The organism is Arthrobacter humicola (genome assembly GCF_022803015.1).
GTDB lineage: Bacteria > Actinomycetota > Actinomycetes > Actinomycetales > Micrococcaceae > Arthrobacter > Arthrobacter humicola_A.
Genome location: NZ_JAFKON010000003.1, coordinates 324,949 through 350,940 on the forward strand (window position 1 = coordinate 324,949; position 25,992 = coordinate 350,940).

The 25,992-nt window shown below is 68.7% G+C and carries 22 protein-coding genes; 10 read left to right on the forward strand and 12 right to left on the reverse strand.

Annotated elements, in window-relative coordinates; genetic code table 11:
• Positions 1 to 78: 78 nt before the first annotated feature.
• The 4 genes from ARTB_RS08945 to dut form a co-directional block, all read right to left on the reverse strand.
• The gene (locus tag ARTB_RS08945) at positions 79 to 957 is read right to left on the reverse strand and encodes a DUF3159 domain-containing protein (RefSeq protein ID WP_243179328.1); all 879 of its coding nucleotides are present in this window, start codon (positions 955 to 957) and stop codon (positions 79 to 81) included.
• Positions 954 to 1,409 carry a hypothetical protein gene (locus ARTB_RS08950; RefSeq protein WP_243179330.1) on the reverse strand — a complete coding sequence of 152 codons (456 nt, stop codon included), beginning with the start codon at positions 1,407 to 1,409 and terminating at the stop codon, positions 954 to 956. Before ARTB_RS08950 ends, ARTB_RS08945 begins: the two co-directional genes overlap by 4 nt.
• Positions 1,402 to 2,148, reverse strand: a complete 747-nt coding sequence (locus ARTB_RS08955) for a DUF3710 domain-containing protein (RefSeq protein WP_243179332.1) — start codon at positions 2,146 to 2,148, stop codon at positions 1,402 to 1,404. Before ARTB_RS08955 ends, ARTB_RS08950 begins: the two co-directional genes overlap by 8 nt.
• Before the next feature lie 182 nt (positions 2,149 to 2,330).
• Positions 2,331 to 2,849: a dUTP diphosphatase gene (gene dut / locus ARTB_RS08960; RefSeq protein WP_230010969.1), complete on the reverse strand. Its 519-nt coding sequence runs from the start codon at positions 2,847 to 2,849 to the stop codon at positions 2,331 to 2,333.
• A 173-nt stretch (positions 2,850 to 3,022) separates the two neighbouring features.
• Between dut and ARTB_RS08965 the strand changes: the two genes are divergently transcribed.
• Positions 3,023 to 3,508: a DUF3093 domain-containing protein gene (locus ARTB_RS08965; RefSeq protein WP_243179334.1), complete on the forward strand. Its 486-nt coding sequence runs from the start codon at positions 3,023 to 3,025 to the stop codon at positions 3,506 to 3,508.
• Between the two features lie 117 nt (positions 3,509 to 3,625).
• On the opposite strand, the gene ARTB_RS08970 is transcribed toward ARTB_RS08965, so the two are convergent.
• Positions 3,626 to 3,925 (reverse strand): DUF4193 domain-containing protein, encoded by a 300-nt coding sequence (locus ARTB_RS08970; RefSeq protein WP_243179335.1) that lies wholly within the window; start codon positions 3,923 to 3,925, stop codon positions 3,626 to 3,628.
• Between the two features lie 322 nt (positions 3,926 to 4,247).
• Between ARTB_RS08970 and sepH the strand changes: the two genes are divergently transcribed.
• Positions 4,248 to 5,675 (forward strand): septation protein SepH, encoded by a 1,428-nt coding sequence (gene sepH, locus ARTB_RS08975; protein ID WP_243179343.1) that lies wholly within the window; start codon positions 4,248 to 4,250, stop codon positions 5,673 to 5,675.
• Positions 5,676 to 5,769: 94 nt separating this feature from the next.
• On the opposite strand, the gene ARTB_RS08980 is transcribed toward sepH, so the two are convergent.
• From ARTB_RS08980 to ARTB_RS08990, 3 genes are all read right to left on the reverse strand, one after another.
• Positions 5,770 to 7,071 (reverse strand): alkaline phosphatase family protein, encoded by a 1,302-nt coding sequence (locus ARTB_RS08980; RefSeq protein ID WP_243179358.1) that lies wholly within the window; start codon positions 7,069 to 7,071, stop codon positions 5,770 to 5,772.
• A gap of 1 nt (position 7,072) precedes the next feature.
• A complete protein-coding gene (locus ARTB_RS08985) occupies positions 7,073 to 7,816 on the reverse strand; it encodes a DUF5998 family protein (RefSeq protein WP_223917079.1) in 744 nt (247 codons plus the stop codon).
• 80 nt (positions 7,817 to 7,896) lie between these two features.
• Positions 7,897 to 10,608, reverse strand: a complete 2,712-nt coding sequence (locus ARTB_RS08990; RefSeq protein WP_243179360.1) for a bifunctional acetate--CoA ligase family protein/GNAT family N-acetyltransferase — start codon at positions 10,606 to 10,608, stop codon at positions 7,897 to 7,899.
• A gap of 67 nt (positions 10,609 to 10,675) precedes the next feature.
• Here ARTB_RS08990 and ARTB_RS08995 point away from each other — a divergent pair, with 67 nt between their 5' ends.
• Positions 10,676 to 13,204, forward strand: a complete 2,529-nt coding sequence (locus tag ARTB_RS08995; RefSeq protein WP_243179361.1) for a DNA gyrase/topoisomerase IV subunit A — start codon at positions 10,676 to 10,678, stop codon at positions 13,202 to 13,204.
• A 120-nt stretch (positions 13,205 to 13,324) separates the two neighbouring features.
• Here ARTB_RS08995 and ARTB_RS09000 read toward each other — a convergent pair whose 3' ends face one another.
• Together ARTB_RS09000 and ARTB_RS09005 are read right to left on the reverse strand one after the other, a co-directional pair.
• The gene (locus tag ARTB_RS09000) at positions 13,325 to 13,708 is read right to left on the reverse strand and encodes a VOC family protein (protein ID WP_243179363.1); all 384 of its coding nucleotides are present in this window, start codon (positions 13,706 to 13,708) and stop codon (positions 13,325 to 13,327) included.
• A gap of 173 nt (positions 13,709 to 13,881) precedes the next feature.
• Positions 13,882 to 14,139, reverse strand: a complete 258-nt coding sequence (locus ARTB_RS09005; protein ID WP_243179364.1) for a metal-sensitive transcriptional regulator — start codon at positions 14,137 to 14,139, stop codon at positions 13,882 to 13,884.
• A gap of 126 nt (positions 14,140 to 14,265) precedes the next feature.
• Here ARTB_RS09005 and ARTB_RS09010 point away from each other — a divergent pair, with 126 nt between their 5' ends.
• From ARTB_RS09010 to ARTB_RS09040, 7 genes are all read left to right on the forward strand, one after another.
• Entirely contained in the window at positions 14,266 to 14,877 is a 612-nt protein-coding gene (locus ARTB_RS09010; RefSeq protein ID WP_243179366.1) for a rhodanese-like domain-containing protein, read from the forward strand.
• Positions 14,874 to 15,632, forward strand: a complete 759-nt coding sequence (locus tag ARTB_RS09015) for a sulfite exporter TauE/SafE family protein (protein ID WP_243179369.1) — start codon at positions 14,874 to 14,876, stop codon at positions 15,630 to 15,632. Before ARTB_RS09010 ends, ARTB_RS09015 begins: the two co-directional genes overlap by 4 nt.
• A gap of 123 nt (positions 15,633 to 15,755) precedes the next feature.
• Positions 15,756 to 17,159 (forward strand): MBL fold metallo-hydrolase, encoded by a 1,404-nt coding sequence (locus ARTB_RS09020; protein ID WP_028276438.1) that lies wholly within the window; start codon positions 15,756 to 15,758, stop codon positions 17,157 to 17,159.
• Positions 17,160 to 17,350: 191 nt separating this feature from the next.
• Positions 17,351 to 17,590 (forward strand): SHOCT domain-containing protein, encoded by a 240-nt coding sequence (locus ARTB_RS09025; RefSeq protein ID WP_439954108.1) that lies wholly within the window; start codon positions 17,351 to 17,353, stop codon positions 17,588 to 17,590.
• Between the two features lie 8 nt (positions 17,591 to 17,598).
• Positions 17,599 to 19,056, forward strand: coding sequence for a multicopper oxidase family protein (locus tag ARTB_RS09030; protein WP_243179374.1), 1,458 nt, complete (start codon positions 17,599 to 17,601; stop codon positions 19,054 to 19,056).
• Positions 19,057 to 19,817: 761 nt separating this feature from the next.
• Complete coding sequence (locus tag ARTB_RS09035) at positions 19,818 to 20,441, forward strand: DUF305 domain-containing protein (RefSeq protein ID WP_243179376.1); 624 nt, start codon at positions 19,818 to 19,820, stop codon at positions 20,439 to 20,441.
• A gap of 176 nt (positions 20,442 to 20,617) precedes the next feature.
• Positions 20,618 to 21,136: a DinB family protein gene (locus tag ARTB_RS09040; RefSeq protein WP_243179378.1), complete on the forward strand. Its 519-nt coding sequence runs from the start codon at positions 20,618 to 20,620 to the stop codon at positions 21,134 to 21,136.
• 81 nt (positions 21,137 to 21,217) lie between these two features.
• Here ARTB_RS09040 and ARTB_RS09045 read toward each other — a convergent pair whose 3' ends face one another.
• Both ARTB_RS09045 and cydD read right to left on the reverse strand, forming a co-directional pair.
• On the reverse strand, positions 21,218 to 22,309 hold the full coding sequence (locus tag ARTB_RS09045; protein WP_243179380.1) for a GNAT family N-acetyltransferase: 1,092 nt from the start codon (positions 22,307 to 22,309) through the stop codon (positions 21,218 to 21,220).
• A 21-nt stretch (positions 22,310 to 22,330) separates the two neighbouring features.
• Positions 22,331 to 25,990, reverse strand: a complete 3,660-nt coding sequence (cydD, locus tag ARTB_RS09050) for a thiol reductant ABC exporter subunit CydD (protein WP_243179396.1) — start codon at positions 25,988 to 25,990, stop codon at positions 22,331 to 22,333.
• Between the last annotated feature and the right edge of the window lie 2 nt (positions 25,991 to 25,992).

The window sequence follows — 25,992 nt, forward strand, 5'->3', positions numbered from 1 at the left end:
TTCCGCTCCCAGTAGTTGCGCTACCAGATATGGCCGTTCCCGAAGTTTGGGAACGGCCATATCTGATAGCGCATCGGGTCAGTTGGCCTCTGGGGCCGCGGCGGGCACCGGGGCCGGCCGGGTGATCAGCCAGGCAATCCAGATGCCGAGGATGTACAGCGGCGCGCCCATGATGAGCCTGGTGGTGGCGAGGGCGGCGAGGCCCTGCTCGCCCACGAAGTAGAGCGGAACCTGCACCACGAGCCGCAGAACCAGCACGGCAACGATCACCCACGTGCCGATGCTGTACGCCCTGATCCGTTTCGGGTCCTTGCGCCATTCCAGGCCCTCGTTGCGGATGAAGCCGAAGAGCAGGCCGGCGATCGGCCAGCGCACGGCCACGGAGATCGACATTGCCAGGATGTAGCCGACGTTGGTGAAGAACCCCAGGACGTAGAAGTTCTCTGCTTTGCCGGTCGAGGTGGCCAGCCAGGCGGAGAGGCCGACGCCGATGAAGCCGGCCAGAGCCTGCGTCAGTGGTTTGCGCTGAACCAGCCGCGCCACGGTGAAGACGGCGGCCACCGCCAGGGAGGCCGTGACGGCCATCGCCAGGTTTTCCCGGTCGATAGTGAAGGCAATCAGGAAGACCAGGCCCGGGAGGATGCTCTCGGCGATGCCCTGGATGCCGCCGGCGCTTCTAAGCACATCAATGTTGCCGTTGCTCGACCGGTGCAGGCCGGCCTTGGCCGCGTAGTCCCCGGCAAGCTGAGCGACAGTTGGCGCGGCGGTTGTGGGCTGGGCGGTTGTGGGCTGGGCGGCTGTGGGCTGGGCGGTTGTGGGCTGGGCGGTGGTGGGCTCGGAAGTCACGGGTGCGGAGATGTCCCGGCCGCCGTCCGCGGATTCCGCCGGCTCCTGCCGGTCGGTGTCTTGCTGAGGCCGCTCCGGGCGGTCCCGCTCGGGGTGTTCGGGCAAGGTCATTGCTCCTCCTGGCGGGAGAGTATTTCGTAGCGTGGGTTGAAGATCGTGGGCAGCCCGTCGCGGATGGTGACCATGCCCTCGAGCCGGAGCTCTGTTCCGGCGTCGACGCCGGGGATCCGGCGCCGGCCCAGCCAAACAACGCGCAGCCGCTCCTTGGGACCGGCCGGCCGCTGGCGCTGAGCGCCGGGGCGCACCCGGTGTGTTGATACCCCGTTGACCGGCAGGCTGCTGGCCGCCCCGGCACCGGAGCCGGCTTTGGCACCAAAACCCGGGAAACGGCTGACGGGCGCAGGTAGGTCGTGATCGATCAGGATCGCAATGAAGGAAGCCACCTGGTTGGCGGGCACGTACGTGACGGACTCGATGAAGCCGTGGCACAGCACCCGCCCGCGGTCCGGCAAATCCCGGACGGACATGGCGGCGGTGGCTTTCTTGCCGGCGGCATCAGCCAATCTGAGTTATCTCCGGTCCGCGTTCGGGCTGTTCGAATTCGGGGGCCGCCTGCGGCGACGGTGCAGCGGCGGTGTCCTTGGGCAGGCGTAGCTGCAGCAAGTCACGCGGCGGCATGGGGTTCTCGCCGCGGACCACGACGATCTTCCGGAAGAGCCCCTCCAGTCCGGCCGCCGCGTCGCGGTCAAGGGCTGCCTCGCCGCCGAAGACTCCGCGGAGGAACCAGCGCGGGCCATCGACGCCGATGAACCGGGCCACGCGGTACCCCTGGCTGCCGTCCGCGCCGCCGGCGGGAAGCTTCGCCACGAGTTCGGTGCCGAAGCTGCCCTCGACTTCCTCGACCTGGCCGCCCTGGCTGCCGACCGACTGCCCGATCTGCTCACGGATTTCATCCCACAGGCCCTCGGAGCGGGGGGCGGCGAAGGCCTGCAGCTGAAGGCTCGATCCCTCCAGGTCCATGGTGACGGCGACGACGCGCTGGCTCGCCTCTTCAACCTCCAAGCGGAGCTGGAGTCCCTCCCGGGGTGCGATCAGCAGCGCACCGAGGTCCACATACCCGTCCTGGTCGTCGATTTCCGAGACGTCGAAGGGGCCCGTCGCGGCCCGGCCGGCGGTTTTGGCAACGTTCCCGGCCGGTGTCGCGGCGGCGTCACCAGCAGCTTCCGTGGCCACAGCGTTCTGGTCCGTATCGGCCCCGGTCGGCTGCTCCTGTTTGGCTTTCCTGCCGCGCCCAAAAACCATGGGGTGTCTCCTTCAGTTGTGATCCTGTACCGCCGCCCGGCGCCGTCCTGGCGCCTGTCCGCGTGGCCGCCCGCTACCCCGCGGCCGGCTCCTTATTCCGTGCATCATTGACTGCATGTGCTGCGGTGCCTGCGGCACTGCTGAAACGCAGTTGGCTCCCGTGGTGTTGCCGGGGCCTGCGCTCAGGCCGGTCCGCCGAAACCGCCGGTGGAGCCGAAGCCTCCCCCGCCGCGGACGGAGCCGTCGAGCTCCTCGACCGGGAGGAACCTGGCGTACTCCACGCGCTGAATGACCATTTGTGCAATTCTATCGCCGCGGCGGAGCTCGATCGCCTCGTCCCGGTCCGTATTGAGCAGTGTCACCGCGATTTCACCGCGGTAGCCGGCGTCCACGGTCCCCGGGGCGTTCACCACCGTGAGTCCGTGCTTGGTGGCGAGGCCGGACCGGGGGTGGATCAGCGCAACGAATCCATCCGGGAGCGCAATCGAGACGCCTGTCGGGACGAGGCGGCGCTCCCCCGGGGCGAGGACGACGTCCTCGCGGGCACGAAGGTCAGCGCCCGCGTCGCCCGGGTGCGCGTACGATGGCGGCTCGAGCCCGTCGTCGAGCATTTTCAGCTGTACCGTCAAGGTGGGCGTTCCGTAGGCTGCGTCGCTGGCCGTTGGGGCGGCACTGGCGACGGCGGTGTTTTCTTCAGTCACAGTCCCTCACTCTAACGCCCGCAAGGAACATCGTCCTAGCCGCCGCCGGCCTGCCCGCGCACGCCGCCCGCGGGACTGGTACGCGGTGGATGCGGGTGAATGCGGGTTGATCCAGGGCTGGAGCCGGGCGGGGCCGAGGTGAAATAGCCCGGGAAAGATGAAAAGCTGTGCTTATGCCCGAATCCAGCGCAGCCGCGCCTGCCCCGAAGAGCGCCCCGAGCGACTCCACTGCCCTTTACTCCGAGAAGCTTTGGCCGAACTTCTGGATCTGGCTGGTTGCGGCGGGGTTCTCCAGTGCCGGGATCCTCATGCTGGCGCCCATCAGCATCTGGGCCGGTATTACCGCAGCGATCGTGCTCTTCGTCATCATCTCCGTGCTGCTGGTCCTGTCCACGCCGTCAATCACGGTCACGAGGACCACCCTGAAGGTGGGCAGGGCCACGATTGATCGCGGGTTCCTGGGCAAGGCCACGGCGTTCCGGGGCAAAGAAGCGACGGCGGAGCGGGGCACCCGGCTCAATGGGCTGGCGTTCCTGTGTATCCGTGGGTGGGTGGATCCGGTGGTCCGGATCGAGATCGAGGACCCCTCGGACCGCACCCCGTACTGGCTGGCGTCCAGCCGCCACCCGGAGCAACTGATCGCCGCGCTCAACGCTTAGTTCCCACCGCCTCCTGCACGGCTCTCCCCAACTCCCAGAGGGGACCTCACGTCGCCTCCTCCCCGGTCCTGAGATGCGTGCCCGGGATCCGGGTTCCTGGTCAGGGCTGCCGCGTGCCTAGCCCTCGCAATCCTTGCAGTACTTGAGGCCGTCCTTTTCGCGGGCAATCTGCGAACGGTGGCGGACGAGGAAGCAGGAGGCACACGTGAATTCGTCAGCCTGGGCGGGCAGGACCCGGACCAGCAGTTCCTCCCCGGACAGGTCTGCGCCGGGAAGTTCGTAGCCTTCGGCGAGGTCGGACTCATCTTCATCCACCACGGCGGAAGGCTTCTCCGTACGCCGCGCCTTCAGAGCCTCAATCGAATCCTCGCTGATGTCTTCTTCGGTCTTACGCGGCGCATCGTAATCAGTCGCCATTATTTGTTGCTCACACTCCGCATTCGTTCGATTGATTCGCCGTTCCGGGATGGCCCGCCGGGATGGTAACCCTGGGCTCCGGGAACGGTTCACCGTTGTAACGCCGGACATGCGGTTTTTGTGCCCGGTGTCGGGTCATTTTTGCTTAAGCGCCTCCCGAATGCCAGAGCCCACCGGTCCCCTCGCCCCGATCTCTCCCGCAGACCGGCAAAAACCGGCGGAAAGTAGCGGAAAATCACGGCGCGCCTGCCGTCCTAAGCCGAAATGCATCCGGCTGGTGGCAGAGTTTCGATTGTTAGTAATGCCAGGGTGGAGGATTTGTATGCAGGATCTACGGCTTGTAGGCGTCCACGACGACGGAGAGCATCTCCTGTTGAGTGGCACCGGCGGCGAGATGTTCCAGCTGCCGATCGATGAAGCACTTCGGGTGGCAGCCAGCCGGACGTCGGCGAAGACCGCGTCCAGCGCGGCCGCACCCCCTATTGCCATGTCGCCGCGCGACATCCAGACCAGGATTCGCAACGGGGCCACCGCCGCCGAAGTGGCGGAGCTGTCCGGAATTCCGCTGGAGAAAGTCCAGCGTTACGAGGGCCCGGTCCTGGCCGAACGCGAGTACATCGCGCAGCAGGCCCGCAAGGTGGAGGTCGCCTCCCCCGCCCCGGGCCACGACGCCTACCGGTCGGTGTTCGGTGAAAACCCGGCGTCCCTCAGCGAGATGGTGGAGCACCGGCTCAGAGCCCACGGTGTCGAGCCCTCAACACTTGAGTGGGATTCCTGGCGACGTCCCGACGGCAGCTGGAACGTGGTGGCCCGCTTCGAGCCCCAGCCCGGCGGCCCGGCCGGTATCGGCGAGGAGCCGCCGGCCCTGTGGACCTTCCACCCTGCCCGGAAGACCCTGCAGAACGCCAACCGCTGGGCCCAGCAGCTGAGCGAACTTGAGCCGCTCGAAGGCCCCGTGCCGACCCGGCGCCTCACGGCCGTCTCCGACCGGCCTTTCGACTTTGAAACCGATGCCGAGGCAGCGGCCCGCACAGCGACCGGCCAGCACAGCATTATTCACCAGATGCTGCTCCAGCAGGACAGGATCCACCAGGAACAAGACGCCGACGGGCTGCTGGACATGCTGCGTTCCCGCCGCGGACAGCGGATCGGCGTGGACGAGGACGCGGACGATGCACTTGCCACGCTCCTGACCACCGGCGTCCCCGCGGCCCACCCCCGCCCGTCGGAGGTCCCGGAAGCAGCCGGGCTTCCGGCAGCTGTGGAGCCGGATGCCATCCCCGAATCCGCTGCGGAGGGCGATCCCGCCCCGGCCGAGACCGATCCGGCCCTCATCAACCCCGGCCTGCCGGACGTTCCTGCAGTGGAGGCGGCCGCCGCGTCGGAAACCGACTCCTTCACGCGACGGCGCGACGGCAGGCCGTCGATGCTCTCGCGGCTGAGCCTCGCACCGCGCCTCCCGGAGGAGGACGATGCCCTGAAACTGCACGACGGCGTCAGCACCGAAACCCGGGAGGTCACCATCGCGGCCTCGCAACTGCGCCCGGCCCCGAAGAGCGGCCCGACGGCGAGCCCGGGCCTGGATGAATTGATCGGCGGCGGATCCTCCCGGCGGCAGCACCGCGAGTCCAACGCCGCTGCCCGGAACGAGCCCGGAACGGACCAGCCCGAGCGCCAGCCTGCCAAGCCGAAGCGCTCCAGCGTTCCGAGCTGGGACGAAATCGTCTTCGGAACCCGCAACGACCAATAAGAACCGGGCCCCGCGTTTCCGGCAGGAATTTCAGGCAGGATTTTCCGTCCCGAATTTCAGGCAGCGATTTCCGTCCCGAATTCAGGCGGGAACGTCAGCCGCGGGGCGCTTTTTTACCGTCGGCCTGGAAGTAGAGCAGCGGGACTTCCCGCTCGGCTTTCGTCAGGGAACCGTGCTGGCCCACGACCTCAAGGGCAGTGGGCCGTACCCTGCGTGTATCGTAAAGCGCCAGCGCGTCCCGGGCCGCGATCATGACGTCGCCGATCCGCAAGGCGGCCTCGGCCCGCACGGCGCCGAACAGGCCGCCCGCGATCGCTTCCTCACGGGTGAAGGCCCATATTCTGTCCCCGAAGCGGGACCGCCAGTTGGCCAGCAGGCGGCTGCGGGCGGCGTCGTCCGTTCCATCCTCGAGGTACAGGTGGACCATGCGCGGCTCTCCAGCGGTGTGCCGCACCCCGGCGAGCAGCGCCGGCTCCGCGGAGTAGTCGATCCGCTGCGATTCGGGCACGTCCACCATTCCGTGGTCCGCCGTCAGCAGTACGGTGGTGCCGGCCGGCAGGGTGGCGTTGAGCCGGCGCACCGTGGCATCGAGCTCTTCCAGCTGGTGCTCCCACTGGGCTGACTGGCAGCCGTGGCGGTGCCCGGCCTTGTCGAGCTCATTGACATAGAAGTACATCAGCGAGGGACCGGCACCGGCCATGGCCTCGGCGGCAGCTTCGGTCCGGGCGTGCGACGTGGTTCCGGTAAGGAAGCGGCCTCCGCGGAGCGCGGCCTCGGTCATGGCCGAGGTGCTGAACTGCGGCAGGCTGACCGTCGTGACATCGACGTGTTCCGCGGCCCGTTCGAAAACGGTGGGGAACGGCTGCCACGTCCGCGGGTCCACGCCGGCGTCCCAGTTGCCCAGCATGTTCACTACCCGGTCCTGATCCGGATCCAGGACGTCATAGCCCACCATGCCGTGCTGGCCCGCCGACAGTCCGGTGCCAAAGCTGGCGAGGGATGCCGCGGTGGTGGACGGGAACGCCGAGTCCAGCGAGACGGGCACCTGGCCCTGGCCGGCCTGCTGGACCGCACGCAGGAACGGGGTGTGGGCGCTCTTCTGCTTCAACTGGTTCCGGCCCAGCCCGTCGGCCAGCACCACACACACACGTTTGGCGGCCGGAAGGTTCAGTTTGTTCTCAAACCCCGGGACACCCAGGCTGGCGGCGGCGCTGGTGAGCACCTCGGCGATGGAACGGTGTCCGAACGCCGGGGCGGGCGGGAGAGGGGACGGACCGGCGCCGGCGGCGAGCGGGACGGCGGCGGCGGTGTCGGCGGCGTCGGCGGCCAGGGAGGGAGCTAATACCGGGACTGGCAGCTGATCTTCGGCGGGCTCAGGCTGACGGAAATGGGCCATGTCAGCGCTGATGGCCGCGGCTGAGGCGGTTTCCGAACACGCCCATCCGCGGTCGGGGCGGCAGCCCGGGCCCGTTGTGCGGGACCGGCGCCGCGGAGCCGGTGTTCACAGCGCGGAGGGCGCGGGCGAAGAGCTTGGCGTCCTGTACGGCCTGCAGGCCGTCCGCTTCGGCGCTGATGCGCAGGACGATGTCTTCCTGGGCAATGGTGCCGCTGTAGCCGTGATCGGCCTCGCACTGAGGATCCCCGCAGCTGGCCGGACCCATGTCGAGGCGCTGGCCGCCGGACCATGCAATGGACAACGTCAGCTCGCGGACAGGGTCGGAAGGCTTGTAGTCCTGCGGCTGGGCGTAGACATAGCTCAAGACCACCGAGCGGATCTGGGTGACGGGAACGGACTCGGTGGACACCTGGGCGACGGTCTGCTCGCCGGCCTCGTCGAGCTGCTGGTCGTCGACATGGGTGATGACCAACATGTCGTCGGTCAACACCAGGACGGTGATGTGGCGGCGGACCTCGGCCCTGTCGAAGTGTGTCTCGAGATGTACGAGGTGGGCCACGCAATCACGGCCATCCAGGGCATCGGCGACGACGTCGGCCACGAGCCGGGGGTAAAAACCGGCCTGCTGGAGGGCCCCTTCCAGGCTCTGGCCCTGCGCACTGTGGTCATGGAGGCCGTGGTGGTGCGCGGTCTGGCGTGCGGGGGCGGTCGCCAGGGGCTTGGGTGCTGGAGGCTGGGTGCTCATAGTCTCCATTTTCACAGATCAGCTGGGGACTTGCTAACTGCCGGGCCCCGGACACGGGCTGCAGCCCGGGAGGTTCGACCCTAACTGCGCATCGCCCGGCGCGCACTGTCGGTCCGCTGGGCGGCGTTCGCGATCCTGACATCGGCGGCCAGGATCGAGGCACCATCGGGCCCGGCGAGGACGGGATTGAAATGCACCAGCGCGATCTCCGGGTGGTTGTCCTTCAGCCTGGTGAGGCGGGCGGCGAGGTCCTCGAGCGCCGCGACGTCGACGGCGGGCAGGCCCTGGTAGCCGAAAAGCTTCCGCGACGCCCGGGGCGCCCGGATGAAGTCGTGGACGTCGGAACCGGAGAGCGGCGGCACGCGGTGGGCCCAGTCGTCGAGCAGGTTCACGGCGTCTCCGGCCAGGCCAAAGGAGATCACCGGCCCCAGTAGCGGGTCTTCGATGGCGCGGAAAGTGCAGGCCTGCCCCACGGGCACCATGGTCTGCACTTCCAGGGACGGCGAGCCGTACCGCTCGAGCGACTTGCGCATCTCCAGCACGTTGCGCCGCAGCGAATCGGCGTCCTGGATGTCCAGCCGCACACCTCCCAGGTCCAGCCGGTGCCGCAGGGCCGGGTCCGTGGTCTTCAATGCCACGGGCCAGCCGAGCTGCCCGGCCGCGGCCACGGCCTCCTCCGCCGTTTCGAACCCGACGGACGGGACCAGCCGGATGCCGTAGTGGCCCAGCAGCCGGGCGGCCGTGTCCTGGTCCAGCCGGACGAGCTGCTCGCCGCCCACATCGCGCAGAAGGACCTCCAGGTCCGCCCGGGCGGGCTCCGGGTGGCACCCTTCGGGTTCCACGAACAGGCCCTGGTCCCGGTCCAGCCATTGGGCGTAGCGCACGACGGCGGCAAGGGCCGCCACCGCCGCACCCGGGTTGGAGTAGCACGGGACCGGCGGAGCGGGGGCGGCCTGGTGGGGCTGGTCAGGTTCGGCGCCGACCATGCCCTCCACATAGATGGAGGGATCAAGGATTCCGCTAAAGGCGGCCACCACCGGCTTGCCGGCCGCCGCGGAGCATTCGGCCAGCACACCGGCGATCTTTTCGACGGTGAGACCGTGCGCCGGCAGCAGCGCGACCACCGCGGCGTGCACCGTGTCCGCGGTCAGGGTTTCCTGCAGGCTCCGCCGCAGGGCAGGCAGCGCCCGTGACATGCCCGCGTCGAGGTCAACGTCGGTCACGATCCGTTCCACGCCGAGCCCCTGGCGGGCGGCACTGTCCGCGACCACCTTGCCAAGGGCGCGCGAGTTGCTGAAGACGGCGATGCCGGGGCCCCCGGGCAGCGGCTGGCTCGAGACGATCTGGGCGACGTCCATGAGCTCTTCGATGGTCTCGACCCGGATCACCCCCGCCTGCCGCATCATGGCGTCCAACGCTTCCGAGGGAGCCTGGGTGGTGCGGACGGCATGACCGGGCGGCAGGTTCAGGCCCATGGCGTCGGACTTGGCCACAATCACCGGTTTGGTGCGGGCAAGGCGGCGGGCCAGCCGGGAGAACTTGCGCGGGTTGCCGATCGATTCCAGGTACAGGCCCACCGCCGTGGTGTCGGCGTCGTCTTCCCAGTACTGCATCATGTCGTTGCCGGAGACGTCGGCCCGGTTGCCGGCCGAAAGGAAGGTCGAGATGCCAACCCGGCGCCGGCTGGAGGCCGCGTAGAGGGAGACGCCGATCGCGGCCGACTGGCTGAACAGCCCCAGGCCGCCGCGGCGGGCCAGGGCCGGTGCCATCGAGGCGTTGAGGGACACGGCCGGGTTGGTGTTGACGAGGCCCAGGGACGCCGGGCCGATCACGCGCATGCCGTTCTCCCGGGCCTGCCGGACCAGTTCGCGCTGGCGCGCCAGGCCGCGTTCGCCGTCGTCCGCGTACCCAGCGGTGGCCACTACGATTCCCTTGACCCCGGCGGCCGCGCATTCCTGGACCACCTTGGGGACCTCGTCGTACGGTACCGCGATGATGGCGAGCGTGACCGGGCCGGGAACCTCGGAGAGCCGGGCGAAGGAGAGCATGCCGGCCAGTTCCAGGGCCTCCGGGTTGATCGCATAGACCGGGCCGCTGAAGCCGCCTTCGATGACGTGCTCGAGCAACTGGTAGCCCACGGTGCCCCATTTGCGGCTGGCTCCGATCACGGCCACGGACGCCGGGGCGAGCAGTTCCTGGATACTGCGGGCCTCGGCGCGGTGCTCGCGGGATTCCATCACGGCGCGGGATTTGTCGGTGGGGTCGATGTTGAACTCGAGGCTGACGACGCCGTCGTCGAAGTGGCGTTTGACGTCGTAGCCGGCGTCGGAGAAGACCATGAGCATCTTGCGGTTCTCCGGAAGCACCTCGGCACTGAACTTGCGGATCCCGTTCTCGCGGGCCGCGGCGGCGAGGTGTTCGAGCAGGATCGAGCCGATGCCGCGGCCCTGATGGGCGTCGGCGATGTTGAAGGCGACCTCGGCCTCGGCCGGGTCATCGAGCCGGTCGTAACGGCCGATGCCCAGGATTTCGCCGCCGATGGTGATGACCAGGGCCACCCGGTCCTTGTAGTCCACCTCGGTGAAGCGCTTGAGTTCCTTGCTGGAAAGCTTGGACTTGAAGGCGAAGAAGCGCATGTAGATGGACTTCTGGGACTGGCCCACGTGGAAGGCCTGGACCGCATCTGCATCGGAGGGGTGGATGGGGCGCACATGCGCCGTGCCGCCGTCGCGCAGGACAACATCGGCTTCCCAATATTCCGGATATACGCCGTCCGCCGGCTGATCCACCATAGGCTTAGCCTAGTCATAAACTTACGCAGTACCCGTTCAGCACCCCTCAGAAGGATCCACCAGCCTTATGGCACGCCGCCAAACCACGCCCCCGGCAGGGGAACCCAGCCAGGATTTCGTTGAGAACATCGTCGATATCGATGTCACGTCCGAGATGGAAGGCTCATTCCTCGAATACGCCTATTCGGTGATTTATTCGCGGGCCCTTCCCGACGCCCGCGACGGCCTGAAGCCCGTCCAGCGGCGGATCCTCTACATGATGTCCGACATGGGGCTGCGCCCGGACCGCGGCCACGTCAAGAGCGCCCGCGTGGTGGGCGAGGTCATGGGCAAGCTGCACCCGCACGGTGACGCCGCGATCTACGACGCCATGGTGCGCATGGCCCAGGACTTTTCCCTGCGGCTGCCGCTGATCGACGGACACGGCAACTTTGGCTCGCTCGACGACGGCCCGGCGGCGCCCCGCTACACGGAAGCCCGGCTGGCGGCCGCGGCCCTGACCCTCACCGACCACCTCGACGAGGACGTCGTCGATTTCGTTCCCAACTACGACAACCAGCTGACCCAGCCGGACGTGCTGCCGGCCGCGTTCCCCAACCTGCTGGTCAACGGCGCGACGGGCATCGCCGTCGGCATGGCCACCAATATGGCCCCGCACAATCTGGTGGAGGTCATCGCCGCGGCCCGGCACCTGATCGACAACCCGGACGCCACGCTCGAGGACATCATGAGGTTCGTCCCCGGCCCGGACCTGCCCACCGGCGGCCGGATCGTGGGCCTGGACGGCATCCGCGACGCCTATGCCACCGGCCGCGGCTCCTTCAAGACCCGGGCAAAGGTGGACATCGAGCAGCTCTCTGCCCGCCGCACCGGCCTGGTGGTCACGGAACTGCCGTACATGGTGGGCCCGGAAAAGGTGATCGAGAAGATCAAGGATGCCGTCAACGGCAAGAAGCTCACCGGCATCAGCGACGTCGTGGACCTCACCGACCGCAAGCACGGCCTGCGCCTGGTCATTGAGCTCAAGAACGGCTTCAACCCCACTGCCGTGCTCCAGCAGCTCTACCGCTACACCCCGATGGAAGACTCCTTCGGCATCAACAACGTGACGCTCGTCGATGGCCAGCCGCAGACCCTCGGGCTGCTCCAGCTGCTCTCGGTCTACGTGGACCACCGGATCAACGTGGTCCGGCGCCGCACCGCGTTCCGGCTGGGCAAGAAGAAGGACCGCCTGCACCTGGTCGAAGGCCTCCTGGTCGCGATCGTGGACATTGACGAGGTCATCCAGATCATCCGGTCCTCCGACGAGGTGGCCGAGGCCCGTACCCGGCTGATGTCCATCTACGATCTCTCCGAGATCCAGGCCAACTACATCCTGGAACTGCGGCTGCGGCAGCTGACCAAGTATTCGCGGGTCGAGCTGGAGAAGGAGCAGGAGGAGCTCCGCCGGGAGATCGCGGAGCTTGAGGCGATCCTGGGCTCCCCCGTGCTGCTCCGTGCCCTGGTGTCCGACGAACTCGGCGAGATCGCGGAGAAGTACGGCACACCGCGCCGGACCGTCCTGCTGGAATCCGAGGCCGTCTCCCCCACCGTCGCCGCGGCACTGGGCGCAGCCGCCGGGGCCAAGGGCAAGGCCGCACCGCTGGCCCTTGAGATCGCGGACGATCCTTGCTGGGCCATCCTCACCGTGTCCGGACAGATTGCCCGCACCGCCAACCAGGACAGCCTGGCCGAGGCCGGACCGCGGACCCGGCATGACGTTTTCTCCTCCGTGGTCAAAACCACCGCCCGCGGCGAGATCGCCGCCGTGACCTCGCAGGGCCGCATGCTGCGCCTGCAGGTCATGGACATGCCTGTGCTGCCGCCAACCTCGGGTACCCCCAACATGGCCGGCGGGGTAGCGGCCAAGGATTTCATCACTCTGCTCAAGGGGGAATCACTGGTGGCCTTCGCACCGCTGGACCAGGTCCTGGCAATCGGAACCGCCCAGGGCGTGGTCAAACGGGTGCAGCCGGACTATCCGCTGAACCGCGAAGACTGGGAAGCGATCGCGCTCAAAGACAAGGACACCGTGGTGGGCGTTGCCCCCGCCGGGTCCGACGACGACGACCTCGTCTTCATCACGCGGCAGGCCCAACTGCTGCGCTTCAGCGCCTCCGCCGTCCGCCCGCAGGGCCGGACGGCCGGCGGCATGGCCGGGATCAAGCTGGCCGCCGGGGACCGGGTGATGTTCTTCGGGACCGCCAGCGCCGCTGACGCCGCCGCCGTCGTCGTGACCATCGCGGGGACCGAAGGCGCGCTGCCGGGCACAGCCCCCGGGGCCGCGAAGGTCACCGCCCTGGCCGAGTACCCGGTCAAGGGCCGGGCGACTGCCGGGGTGCGGGCACACCGTTTCCTCAAGGGCGAGGACACGCTGCTGCTCGGCTGGGCTGGGCACGGTCCGGCCAAGGCGTCCTCCCTGGCAGGTGTGGCGCGCTCACTCCCCGGCGAGCATGGCCGCCGCGACGGCTCCGGCATTCCGCTGTCCCAGGCGATCGACGCCATCGGACCCAGCATGGCGTGGTCAGATGGCCCGGAAGCCGGCAACGACACGTAGGTCCGCGGACGAACGAAACCCGGCCGGCGGCGCCGTCGCGCTCCGGCCGGGCTTCGTGATCCGGCGTTGCCTCCGGCGATCTCAGCCCCGGAAGCCTTGCCTGCATCCTGTGTGCCGGCGCTAGGGCATGTGGTTGAGGCTCAGGATGTTGCCCTCCGTGTCCAGGAACCACGCGGCCGAGCTTCCGTCCGGAGTGGTGGCGATGCCGTCCTCCGTTTTTAGGCCCGGGAAGTCGTATTCTTCGAAGACGACTCCCTTGGCTCGGAGTTCCGCAACGGCACCCGGAAGGTCCTCGACCACCCAGCCGATCTGCGTGTTCTTGGCCGTTCCGGCATTGGGCGTCTGGTACAGGAGGAACCCGGTACCTCCGCCGCACTTGTACTGCAGGTTGTCCTCGGCATCCGCGTTCTCGGGTTCGAGCCCGAGCTTATCGCGGTAGAAATCCCGTGCACGGGCGATGTCCGCTGCCGGTAGCACTGCGCCGACTTGCTTGTCCTTGAGCATGGCTATTCTCTTTCCAGGCCCGCCCCCCGGAAGGAATGATACTCCTCCCCATCCCCCACGTACCTGAGAAACCGCGACGCTGAATTCCTTGGCCGGCGGGGGCGTTGGTGCGGAACTGCCCCGACACGGCGCCCGGATGTCGCCCGCTGGTTAGGCGAGATGTCCCCCGCTGGTCAGGCGAGGGAGAGGAAGAGCTTTTCGAGCTCCTTCCGGTCCATGGTGGTGTCTTCGCGGACGAGGCATTGCTCAAGTCCGCTGGCGATGATCGCGAATCCGGCCTTGTCCAGAGCCTTCGAGACGGCCGCCAACTGCGTGACGATGGCCCTGCAATCCCCGCCCTCCTCCAGCATGCGGGTCACAGCAGCGAGCTGACCCTGGGCGCGCTTGAGGCGGTTGACCACGGGGGTTAGTTCAGACGGATCGAGTTGCATGAGGTCTCCAAAGGCGTAGGGGGCTTGCCATCACCATATACCCCACCGGGTATTTTGCATACCCCCGCGGGTATCTGCCATACTCGGTGGGGTATTCACCCACGACCCCTTTCGAGAGGCCCCGCCATGATTTCCCCTTCCACCGCCATTTCCGCTCTCGCTCCGGAGACCTTGCGCAGCTGGGTCACCGAGCATCAGGACCTCATGATCATTGACGTCCGCTCGGCCGCTGAGTTCGAGTCCATGCACATTCGCGGGTCATACAACGTGCCGCTGCCACTGCTGTCCGAACACACCGATGAGCTTGCCGCCCGTCTGGGTAGCCGCGTCGTCCTCGTTTGCCAGTCAGGGGCCCGCGCTGAACAGGCGCGGCAGCGCCTCGGCAGTTCCGGCATCAATACGGCCTACGTCCTGACCGGCGGCGTCCCCGGCTTCGCAGCGGCCGGGGGTGACGTGGTCAAGGGCAAGGAACGCTGGGACCTGGAGCGGCAGGTCCGTCTCGCCGCCGGGTCGCTGGTGGTCCTCGGCCTGGCTGGCGGCAAGTTCGTCTCCCCCAGGATCCGGACGCTTGCCGGCGTCATCGGCGCTGGCCTGACCTTTTCCGCGGCGACCAACACCTGCGCCATGGGCCGGGCCATCTCGGCCTTGCCGTGGAACAAGTCCGCCACGGAGCCCACGCGCGAAACCGCCATCATGAACCTGCCGGTTGTTCCGGCTGAGCAGGCTCCGGCAGCATGATCGCGGCCCTGTCTCTGGGGCTCGTCGTCGGCATCGTTCTCGGTGTGGTGGGTGGCGGCGGGTCGATCATCGCCGTTCCCGCCCTGGTCTACGGCGTGGGCATGAGCCCCGCGGAGGCCATTCCCACCTCCCTGCTCGTGGTGGGCATCTCGTCCCTGGCGGCACTGGTGCCCAGGCTCCGTGAGGGCATCAACTGGCCAGTGGTCCTGATTGTCGGTGCCGCGGGCATCCCTGCCGCTTGGGCCGGAACCGCCCTGGGCCGCCTGCTTGATCCGAACATCCTGATGCTCGCCTTCGCTGCCATCATGGTGATCGCGGGGATCCGGATGCTCGCGCGGACCAGGGAAACCGACGGTTCCTGCAGCATCGGGCCCACCAGGGCTTTCCGCACCTGCGCCCCAAAGGCCGTCGGGGTTGGCCTCCTGGTCGGGTTCCTCACAGGGCTGCTGGGTGTGGGCGGAGGGTTCCTGATCACCCCGGCTCTCACACTGTTCCTGGGGCTGCGCATGAAACAGGCAGTCGGTTCCTCCCTGGCCATCATTGTGATCAATTCGACGGCGGGCTTCGGGGCCCACGCCGCAGGTTTCACGATCGAGTGGCCCACGGTCCTGGGCTTCGCGGTCCCGGCCATCCTTGGATCCCTCTTTGCTGCCCGACTTGCCCGCCGGCTGCAGGACAAGCACATCCGGGTCTCCTTCGCGATGCTCATCTTTGTCGTAGCGGCATGGGTCACAACGAGCACCGTCACCGCCTGACCCGCCAACCCCCAACCCTGCCGCTGGAGAAGCTCCAGCGGCACCCCTAACGCCCTACCGAAAACCTGGCACAGCCGGCACGCAGGATCAGATACCAAACTTCCCCCACGAAGGAGAGCACCAATGCTTATCGAGCGCATTTACGATGAAGACCTCGCCCAGGCCAGCTACCTGATTGGCTGCCAGGCCAAGGGTGAGGCTGTTGTTGTGGACGGCCGCCGGGACATCGCGGTCTACCAGGAACTGGCCGAGAAGAACGGCATGAAGATTGTGGCCGTCACCGAAACCCACATTCACGCCGACTACCTCTCCGGCACCCGCGAGCTGGCCGCCGCCACCGGCGCCACGATCTACGTCTCCGGCGAAGGTGGCCCGGACTGGCAATACGAATTCGACGGCGAACGGCTCTACGACGGCGACAGGATCGCACTCGGCAACATCACCATCCAGGCTCTGCATACCCCGGGCCACACCCCGGAGCACCTGTCCTTCCTGGTGACTGACGGCGCCTTCAGCGACCAGCCCGGCTACCTGCTCTCCGGCGACTTCGTCTTCTCCGGTGACCTGGGGCGCCCGGACCTGCTGGACGAAGCGGCCGGCGGCGTGGACACCCGGTTTGAGGGTGCCAGGCAGCTCTTCGCCAGTCTGCGGGACAAATTCCTGACCCTGCCCGACTACGTCCAGGTCCACCCGGCCCACGGCGCCGGCAGCGCCTGCGGCAAGGCCCTGGGCGCCATCCCCTCCACCACCGTCGGTTACGAACGGCTCTACGCCTGGTGGGGCCCGTACCTCGCCGCGAACGACGAGCAGGGGTTCGTCAATGAGCTTCTCGACGGCCAGCCGGACGCCCACGCCTACTTCGGGCGGATGAAGCGCGAAAACCGTATCGGCCCGGCAATTTTGAGGGAACGTGCCCCGCTGCAGGAGCTGGACATCGCCGCCGTGGCCCGGGATCTGGCTGCGGACAAGGCAACCTTCATAGACACCCGCTCCAACACCGAGGTCCATGAGGGCACCGTCACCGGCTCCCTGAACATCCCCGCCGGCAAGTCAGTGGCCAGCTACGGCGCCTGGGTCGTCAACCCGGAAACCGATAAGAACCCGTTGGTTCTGCTGGCCGCCGGGCCGGAGCAGGCCCAAGAGATGTGGGATCACTTGGTCCGCGTCGGCATCGACAACATCGCTGGCTACCTCACCGGCGTCGAAGGCCTCCCAACCTCTACCCCGCGGCTGATCCAGCCTGCCGATCTGGCCGACTTTGACGCTGCGATGGTGCTGGACGTCCGCAACCGCACCGAGCACCTGGCCGGACACATCCCCGGATCCCACCAGCTCAGCGGCGGCCGCGTCATGTGGCACCTCGACGAACTCCCGGCCGGAGGCACTATCGTGACCTACTGCCAAAGCGGCATCCGCAACTCCGTCGCGGCCAGCGCCCTGCGCCGCGCCGGGTACGACATCGTTGAACTCGACGGCAGCTACGCGGCCTGGGCCGCCCACCGGCCGTCCGTGGCCTCATCCCGCTGACCCTGGGAAGGGACGTCCGTCGCCACGCCGGCCAGAGGCACGCGAAGCCAACGGAGACCGCCGCCGGACGGCGTCGAAGGCTCCCGGGCGGGAAGGCCTTCGGACTCTACCGGGCAGCCGAGGTCGGCCAAAGAATCGGAATAGCAATGGTCTGAGGCGAAAGGGCACCGGTCTTGATGTGGGGCTACGGCATGAATATGGCCTGGATGTGGATGTGGGGCATACTCCTGCTCATCGGCATAGCGCTGCTGGTACTGGTCGCCGTGCGCATGTTTGCCGCAGGCGGCACTCACGGCGGGATGCAGGGACCGCAGGGTCCCTACCCCGGCAGGAGCCGGGCCCGGCAGATCCTCGATGAACGCTTTGCCCGGGGTGAACTGACGGCGGAGCAATACCGCGAGCAGCTAAAGGTTCTCGGCGAGGACCAATAGTGCTCCCAATGAGCCGCCGGAACGCGCTCCGGCTGGGCGGCCTCGGCACGGCAGCCATAGCCGCCGGCGGAGCCGGGCTCTGGTGGACGGGCAGTTCCCGGTTCTCGACCGTCGCGGGCGGAGACTTCACCGACCCGAAGCAGCTGCGCAGCAGCAACGGACGGTTGCAGGTCCGGCTCGAAGCGTCCGCTGGCTCAGTGCAGCTCGGCGGCCAGCAGGCCTCGGCGCTTGGCTACAACGGCGGAATCCCCGGCCCAACCCTGCGTTTGAGGAGTGGGGACGTGTTCGCCGTCGAACTGGTCAACAGCATGGACGTCCCGACAAACCTGCACGTCCACGGACTCCACGTTTCACCCCAGGGCAACGGAGACAACGTTTTCAACGTCGTCGAGCCCGGCCACTCGTTCCGCTACGAGTACCGGCTCCCTGCGGACCACCCGCCCGGCGTGTACTGGTACCACCCCCATCATCACGGCATGGTCGCCGATCAGATTTTCGCCGGCCTGTTCGGTGCGATCATCGTCGAGGACGCACAGCCCGTGGACGTCAGCCGCGAGCGGGTGATGGTCGTCTCTGACATCACCCTGGACGGCTCCGGAACCGTCGCCGGCCCCTCGCCCATGGACCGGATGCTCGGCCGGGAAGGTGAACTTGTCCTGGTGAACGGACAAAGCAACCCGAAACTTTCCGCCCGGCCGGGCGAGCGTGAGCGGTGGCGGATCGTGAACACGTGCGTGGCCCGCTACCTGCAGCTGCGCCTGGACGGGCAGCAGATGCAGCTCCTCGGCATGGATTCCGGCCGCTTCCCCACACCCCGGAACGCGGACGAGGTGCTGCTGGCGCCGGGCAACCGTGCAGATGTCCTGGTCACAGCTGTCGAGGGCGACGCCACTCTCAGTGCCGTCTACTACAACCGTGGCAGCATGGCCGGCATGACGGGACCGGCAGGGCCAGCCCCCAACGGCGCCCAGGGCACAGGGGATCTCGTGCTGGCGACCCTCTCGGTCTCCGGCGCCCCGGCCGAACCTCCTCCGGCGGTGCCGGCCCGGCCCGCAGCGGCAGACCTGAGGACCGCGGCCGTTGCCGCCCGCAGGCAGCTGACCTTCGCAGTCGGCGGCATGGGCATGGGCATGGGAATGGGAATGAGTTTCACCATCAACGGCCGTGAATTCAACGCAAGCCGGACGGACACCACTGTGGCCGCGCAGACGGTGGAGGAGTGGACCCTGATGAATCCCAGCCCGATGGACCATCCCTTCCACCTGCACGTCTGGCCGATGCAGATCATCGAGGAACAGAGCCAGGCGCCGGGCCAGCCCGTCTGGCGTGACGTCATCAACATACCCGCCAACGGGCAGGTGCGGGTCCGGATCCACTTCAAGGATTTCACCGGCCGCTCCGTGTACCACTGCCACATCCTGGACCACGAGGACCAAGGAATGATGGGCGTCATCGAAGTCCGCTAGCCACCGGGAGCAAGTATCCCGACGACGGCCCGGCCAATGCCCAGCCTGTAGCCTTGACCTGGCTACCATCCAACACTTCCAACCGGAGGGAGAATGCCATGGCCGCAGCTTTCATGAGCCATGCCGCAACCGCCCTTCGCCGCGGCTTCCTGCTAGCGGGCCTGCTGGCTGTCGTGGCTGGATTCCTCGGGATGCACGTCATGACCGGAATGCATGGCGCTCATGCCATGACCGCGGTGACATCCTCCGCGGAAGCCGCGGGGTCATCTTCCCGGCCGGAGACCGGCCTCGCACCTCATCCGGCCGCCCATGCCCTGCAAGAGCGCACTATGGGCCATGACTCCTTGGCTCCGCGCCCTGCGACCCCAGCCGGTCCCGACCTGACGGCCGACAGCCGGGCCGCTGCCCCCGCGGTGTCGTGCATATGCCAATCGAACTGCGCCGCCGTTGCGTCAATGCACTCGGCCTGTGTGCCCTCGGCGGCAATAACGTCCCTGGCCGCGCCCCCACCTGGCATGGCGCCGGCCTCGATGCACAACCCGGACACGCACGGCGACGCCGCCGTCAGGGCCTACTGCTGTCTCCCCGCAAGTCCTTCGCCGGGCGATCTGTCCATCAGCCGGACGTAAGACGGGATCGCGCCGTGTCGTTGTCCGGCGTCCCCACTTACCCGGCACGCTCCATCCCGTTCTTCCAGCGGCGCGGGCGTGTCATCCGCAGGCGTGCCACAACGCTGATTGATGATTGAAGGACCTGACCCCATGAAGAAAACCCTGACCATTTCTGCCACAATTCCTGCCTTCGGCATTTCCGCCGCCATCGCCCTTGCCGGCTGCGCCGGCACCTCCGGAAGCACACCCGCCGGCACCATGCCGGGCATGGGCAGCGGCGGCATGGGCACGTCGTCCAGCTCGGCGCCCGCAACCGCGGACCACAACGCGGCAGACACCATGTTCACCCAAGGGATGATCCCGCACCACGCCCAGGCCGTGGAAATGAGCGACATGATGCTCAGGAAGCAGGGCATGGACGCGCGGATCACCGCGCTCGCCACAAAGATCAAGGCCGCACAGGCACCCGAAATCGCGCAGATGACGGGCTGGCTCAAGACCTGGAACGAACCCGCCCAGATGGCGTCCGGCCATGGCATGGGTGACGGGGTGATGGGCGACGACGACCTGAAGAAGCTCGATGCCGCCCAGGGCGCCGACGCGGCCAAGTTGTTCCTGGCCCAGATGATCGTCCACCACGAGGGCGCGGTGATGATGGCCAAGACTGAAAGCAGCCAAGGCAAGAACCCTGACGCCCTCAGCCTGAGCAAGGCAATCGTGAGCGCCCAGGAAGCTGAAATCCAGGAAATGAAGGACCTGCTGGCCAGCCTCTAGCAGCGTCCCGGCCCCGGTCCGCCTTCGGACCGGGGCCGTCAACTGGGCGGCCCCGGCCGACGTAGTCCAAAGCATCGGCCGACGGCGGTGCTGCTTTGGCCTCGTACCTGGGTGCCGCACCGGCTGCAGCGACGGGCCGGGATGCCCGGCGGAACGAATGCACCTACACTGCTGGAATGCCTATCATTCCGGATTCCAAGGACTGGACTTGGGTCCTGTCGCAGCCCTGCCCCGAGTGCGGTTTCGATGTCTCCACCGCGACCCCGGCCACGGTGCCGGGGATCGTCATCAGCATGCTCCCGCGGTGGCGTGCAGCCCTCCGACGGCCGGACGCGACGGAACGGCCCAACGAGGCCACGTGGTCCGTCCTCGAGTATGGCTGCCACGTCCGGGACGTCTTCACACTTTTCGATCACCGCCTGTCCCTCATGTTGTCCGAGGACGATGCCCGGTTCGATGACTGGGACCAGGACAAGACGGCAATCGAGCAGGACTACGCCAACGCCGATCCAGCCCAGGTCGGCGTCGAGCTGACGGCGGAGGGCGAGCAGATTGCCGCGTCCTTCGCACGGGTAAAGGAGGAGGATTGGGTCCGCTTGGGGACCCGGAGCAACGGCTCAGTGTTCACTGTCCTGACCTTCGCGCAGTATTTCCTGCACGACGTCGTCCACCACCTCCACGACGTGGACGGCTAACGCGAAGAACTGGCGCGCGGACGGCAGGCGCGCGGACGGCCGGCGGGAAGCCGCAGGGTCTGCGGTTCCCTGAGGCGGCCCCTACGGCACGGCCGGCTGAAGCTCCTTGTCCCACGCCATGCTCCGGTTGACGGCCACATAGCCCATCTTGAGGTAGAGCGCGAGGGCCCCGGTCGGGTTCTCCGAGTCGACATCCAGCGAGGCCACGTCCATGCCCGCGGCGGCGAAGCGGCGCATGGCATCGGCCAAGAGCACCTGCGCGATGCCCCGGCCACGGTACTCCCGCCGGACGCCAAGGAGCTCCGTGTAGCCTTCGCGGAAGCCGCGGGTCAGGGCGGCCTCGACGTCGTGGGTGGCCAACTGGTACCCGGCCACCGTGCCGGTAGAACGGTCCAGCACGACGCCGCTCAGGTCCGGCCGGGCCTGCGGATCATTCACCACATAGCCCCAACCCTCCTGGTCGCGGGGCTCGCTGCCCCAGTGGTCCCGGAATGCCGCGTTGTGCGCCAGCCGCACCGGTTCATGCAGCTCCGGCCCAAAAGTGACGAGCTCCAGTCCGGGGTCCAGGGAGGATTCAGGCACAGCCTGGGTCAGTGGCCGGTGCATCTCGTTGTAATAGCGGACAATGCCGTAGCCGGAACCGGCGAACAAGGCGGCCTGGTGCTGGTGCTGCTGCTCGGTATGGAGCCGCAGTCTCGGGCGCGGGACGCCCCCGGTGCCGCCCGCATCGCCGTCGCCGGCATCGCCGGCATCCCCAACTGTGCCGGCATCCCCAACCGTGCCGGCGCGCCGTGCGTCCTCGGCAAAGCGGTCCCTGGTCCGCTGTTCCATCCAACCCAGCAGCAAGGTGCCGATCCCGCTCCCCTGCCACTCCGGGTCAACGCAGCCGGAGCCGTTCGCCTTGTCACCGTCGCGGTTCTTGGTGATCCGGCCGTAGGCCCGGGCAACGCCCTCCGGATCGAAGCCGATGATGGAGTTCGCCGTTACCGGGTTATTTTTCGACTCCAGGATCTGTTCCAGATCCGCCTGGCGCTCGAACCAGACGGGTTGCTCGACGGCGGCCGTGCGGGCAATCAGGCCGGCCCACGCGTCGAGGTCGCGGCGCTCCGCCGGCCGCCAGGACAGCCGGGGGTCAAGTGCTTGCCGGGGGTGGAGCTCGCCGTTGCGGTTCATGGCAACAGGCTAATAGGCGGGTTACCCGCGCGCCAGCACGGCCGCCGTCGCCGGACCCTCGCCCGCGGCGCCCGTGGCGGCAGCCGCGGCTGCGGCGTCCAGGTCCAGTCTGGTGTCCGCGGCGTCGATATCGTCCGGGTTGTGGGTGACCAGGACAACGGTCCGGTCGCGCAGCCCGTCGCGCAATTCGGCGAGCATGAGCCTGCCTGACTCAGCATCGAGGTGCGCAGTCGGTTCATCGAGCAGGATGACGTCGGCCCCGGTCATGAGCGTGCGCGCAACGGCCAGGCGCGTACGCTCTCCGCCGCTGAGGAAGGCCCCGCCCGGGCCGATCCGGGTGTCCAGGCCGTCCTCAAGCCGGGCCAGCATCGGGCCGAGTCCGACCGCGTCGAGGGAAGCCCGCAGCTGCTCGTCCCCGTTGGCCACCACGGCGCCGCCGGGTCCACGCTGCGCACTGGCCGTACCGGCGGGAGCCGGCTCCGGCCGCGCCAGGAGAAGGTTGCCGCGGATGGTCGAGTCGAACAGGTGTGCCTCCTGCGGGCACCAGGCGGCGCGTCCGCTCAGGTACAGGTGGCCGCCGGCCGCCGGCAGGAACCCCAGGACCGTGGCCAGGAGGGTCGACTTGCCGGAGCCGGAGGCGCCGGTGACGGCCAGCCAGCGCCCGGGGCCGGCCTCGGCCGTGAGTCCGCTGAAGACATTTCCGCCGCCAGGCCACGCGGCAGCGAGGTCCACGAGTTCAATCCCCGGCCGGCCGCCGGGCCGCGAAGCCACGGGCACCAGTCCGCCCGTTGCGGCGCCGCCGTCCGCGTCACTGTTCGCCCCCGCCTCCAGGACTCCTGCCGCGCTGATCCGCCGCATCACGGCGCGGAGCGCGGGATACTGCCGCACGGCCGTGGTGATGGCCGCGTAAGGGTCCACCAGGGCCAGCTGCACGAGGACGACGACGGCAACAGTCTCCGGTTCGACCACGCCGCTCAGGGCGAGCGGGGCGGCCAGCACGGCGCTGGCCAGGGCGGCCACGGCACAGGCCAGGACGGTCAGGGCCTGGCCGAGACCCTCCGCCCATGCCGACCGCTGTGAGGCTGCCGTCGCGGCCCGGTCCGCCCGGCCAATCGCAGCGAGCACGGGGGCGCTGACGCCGTTCGCGTGCAGTTCTGCGCGGGCGTCCAGGGCAGCGGCAACGTGTCGGAGCACACCGGAGCGGAGGTTTTGTTCGGTGCCGGCGGACATGCGGTCGGCGGCCAACGCCAGGGCGGGGGCAACGACAATGCTCAGCAGCGCTGCCGCGGCCACGGCAGGCAGCGCAGCGGGAAGCAGCAGCCCGATTCCGGCCACTGCGGCCGCGGCGACAGCGATGGCGGTCACGGGCGGCAGCACGACGCGGGGCAAAAGTTCGCGGACCGTGTCGACGTCGTCCACCACCGTGCCGAGTACGTTGCCGCCCTGCAGGAGCCGGCGCAGGGACAGCGCACGGCGGCTCAGCGACTCCCAGAGCCGGCCCCGGAGCCGGGTCAAGGCGGCGAACACGGCATCGTGCAGCAGCAAACGCTCGGAGTACCGCAGGCACGCCCGGCCGACGCCGAAAAACCTCACGCCGACGATCGCGGTGAGCAGGTACAGGATGGGCGGCTGTTCACTGGCCCGGATGATGAGCCAGCCGGACAGCCCCGCGAGGGCGACGGCGAACAGGGCCGCCAACGTGCCTACGGCTCCGGCGGCGGCGAACCGGCCCTTGACCGGGGCCAGCAGGCGACGCAGCTGGGCAGGGACCGAACCGGACGGGCCGGCCGCGCCGGAGCCGGAGCCGGAGACGGAGCCGATTGAGCGGGCCGAACCGGCGGCCGCGGCAGGAGCGGTGCCGGTTTCGGGGCGGCCCGGAGCCGGATCCGGGGTCGGGCTTGGGGCCGGGCCCTGGCTGTGGCCCGGCGCCGCGGCGTCCACGAGGAAGGGCGCCCGGATAGCCGCCGCCCGCACGCCCGGCTCTCCCCCGGCGGATGCCGGCAGCGGCGGGACGAGGGCCGGAGGTTCACCGCCGTGGTGGCCGCCGGCGCCCGGCGTCACCGCGACGAGAGTGTCGGCAAGGTCCCGGGTGTGCCAGTCGTGCGCAACGAGCAGCACGGTGACCTTTCCGCGGAGCCCGGCGAGGGCCCGATTGACCAGTGTGGCCGATCCCCGGTCCAGATGGGCGGTGGGTTCATCCAGGAGCAGTACGCGGGCGCCGGCCTCGATCCTCGCCAGCCCGCGGGCCAGAGCAACCCGCCTCAGCTCCCCCGGGCTCAGCTCGGCAGGGTGCTTGGCCGCCAGGTGCCCCGCGCCCACGGCCGCCAGGCACCTCGCTGCCGCATCGGCTTCCGCGCCCACGTCGGTGCCGGCGGCCTCGGTGCCGGCCGCGGCGTCGGCGGCGGCGGGAACGCCGAGATACAGCCGGATCTCGTCCAGCACCGTGGAGGCCACCATGACGGGGTGCTGTGGCACCCAGGCGACCTCCGCCGTCGTGAATCCTCCGAGGCGTCCGGACACGGCGGTCCCCGCGTCCGTCCCGACGGTCCCGGAGAGGACTCCGAGCACGGTGCTCTTGCCGGCGCCGCTGGCACCGTCGAGTGCCGTGATCTGGCCGGCCGCGGCAGTGAAGCTCAACGGTCCGACCGCGGCGTCCGTGCGTCCGCCGAAGCGGACGGTCAGTCCGTCCACGGTGACGGCGGGCGGGCCGGCAGCAGGACCGGAGGCCGGCGTCGGATCCAGGTGTGCGGCTCCGGGGTCCGCGAGGACTGCTGTGGTTTCGGCGAGCGCTGCCCGGCCGTCGTCGCTGGCGTGGTGTGCGGTGCCGAGCTCCCGGAGCGGAAGGTAGCAGTCGGGAGCGAGGATGAGCGCAAGCAGCCCTGCCTCAAGCGCCATGTCGCCGTGGACCAGGCGGACGCCGATGAACACGGCGACGACCGCCACGGAAATCGTCGAGATGAGCTCCAGGGCCAGGGCGGAGAGGAAGGCCGTGCGCAATGTCCCCATGGTCCGGGAACGATATTCCTCGGACATGTCCTCCAGCGCCTGGCGCTGGGCTGAGGCCCGGCCCAGGCCCACGAGGACGGGCAGGCCTTTGGCGAGCTCGAGCATGTGCCCGGAGAGCCGTGCCAGTGCGGACTGGGCGTCCCTGACACGTTCCTCGGTGTACCGCCCGATCAGGATCATGAACAGCGGCACCAGCGGCACCGTCAGCACGATCACCACGGCGCTGACCCAGTCGGCGAACAGGATGCGGGCGCCCAGCAGCAGCGGAATGGCCGCGCAGTTCACCAGCGCGGGCAGGAACTGGGTGTAGTAGCTATCCAGGGCATCCAGCCCCCGGGTTGCCAGCACGGCGAGGCCGCCGTCGGCGGGCCCGGCAGACCGCGTGCCGTTCCTGAGCGCCTGCTCCAGCAGTTGCGAGCGCAGCTCCTCCTTCACTCCGAGCGCCGCCCGGCGTGAGGCCACGGACTGGCCCCATACCGTCAGTGAGCGCAGCACTGCCCCCGCGGCGCCCAGAACCAGCTGGTCTGCCCAGGCGGGGTCATGAGCGGCGAGCCCGGCGAGCATCGAAGCCACGGCCTGCGCCATGAGCACGAGCGAGAGCGCCTCCAGGGCGGCAAGCAGTCCCAGCAGGTAGAGGGCGGAACGGGTCGAGGGGCCGGCGGGGAACGGTCTCATCT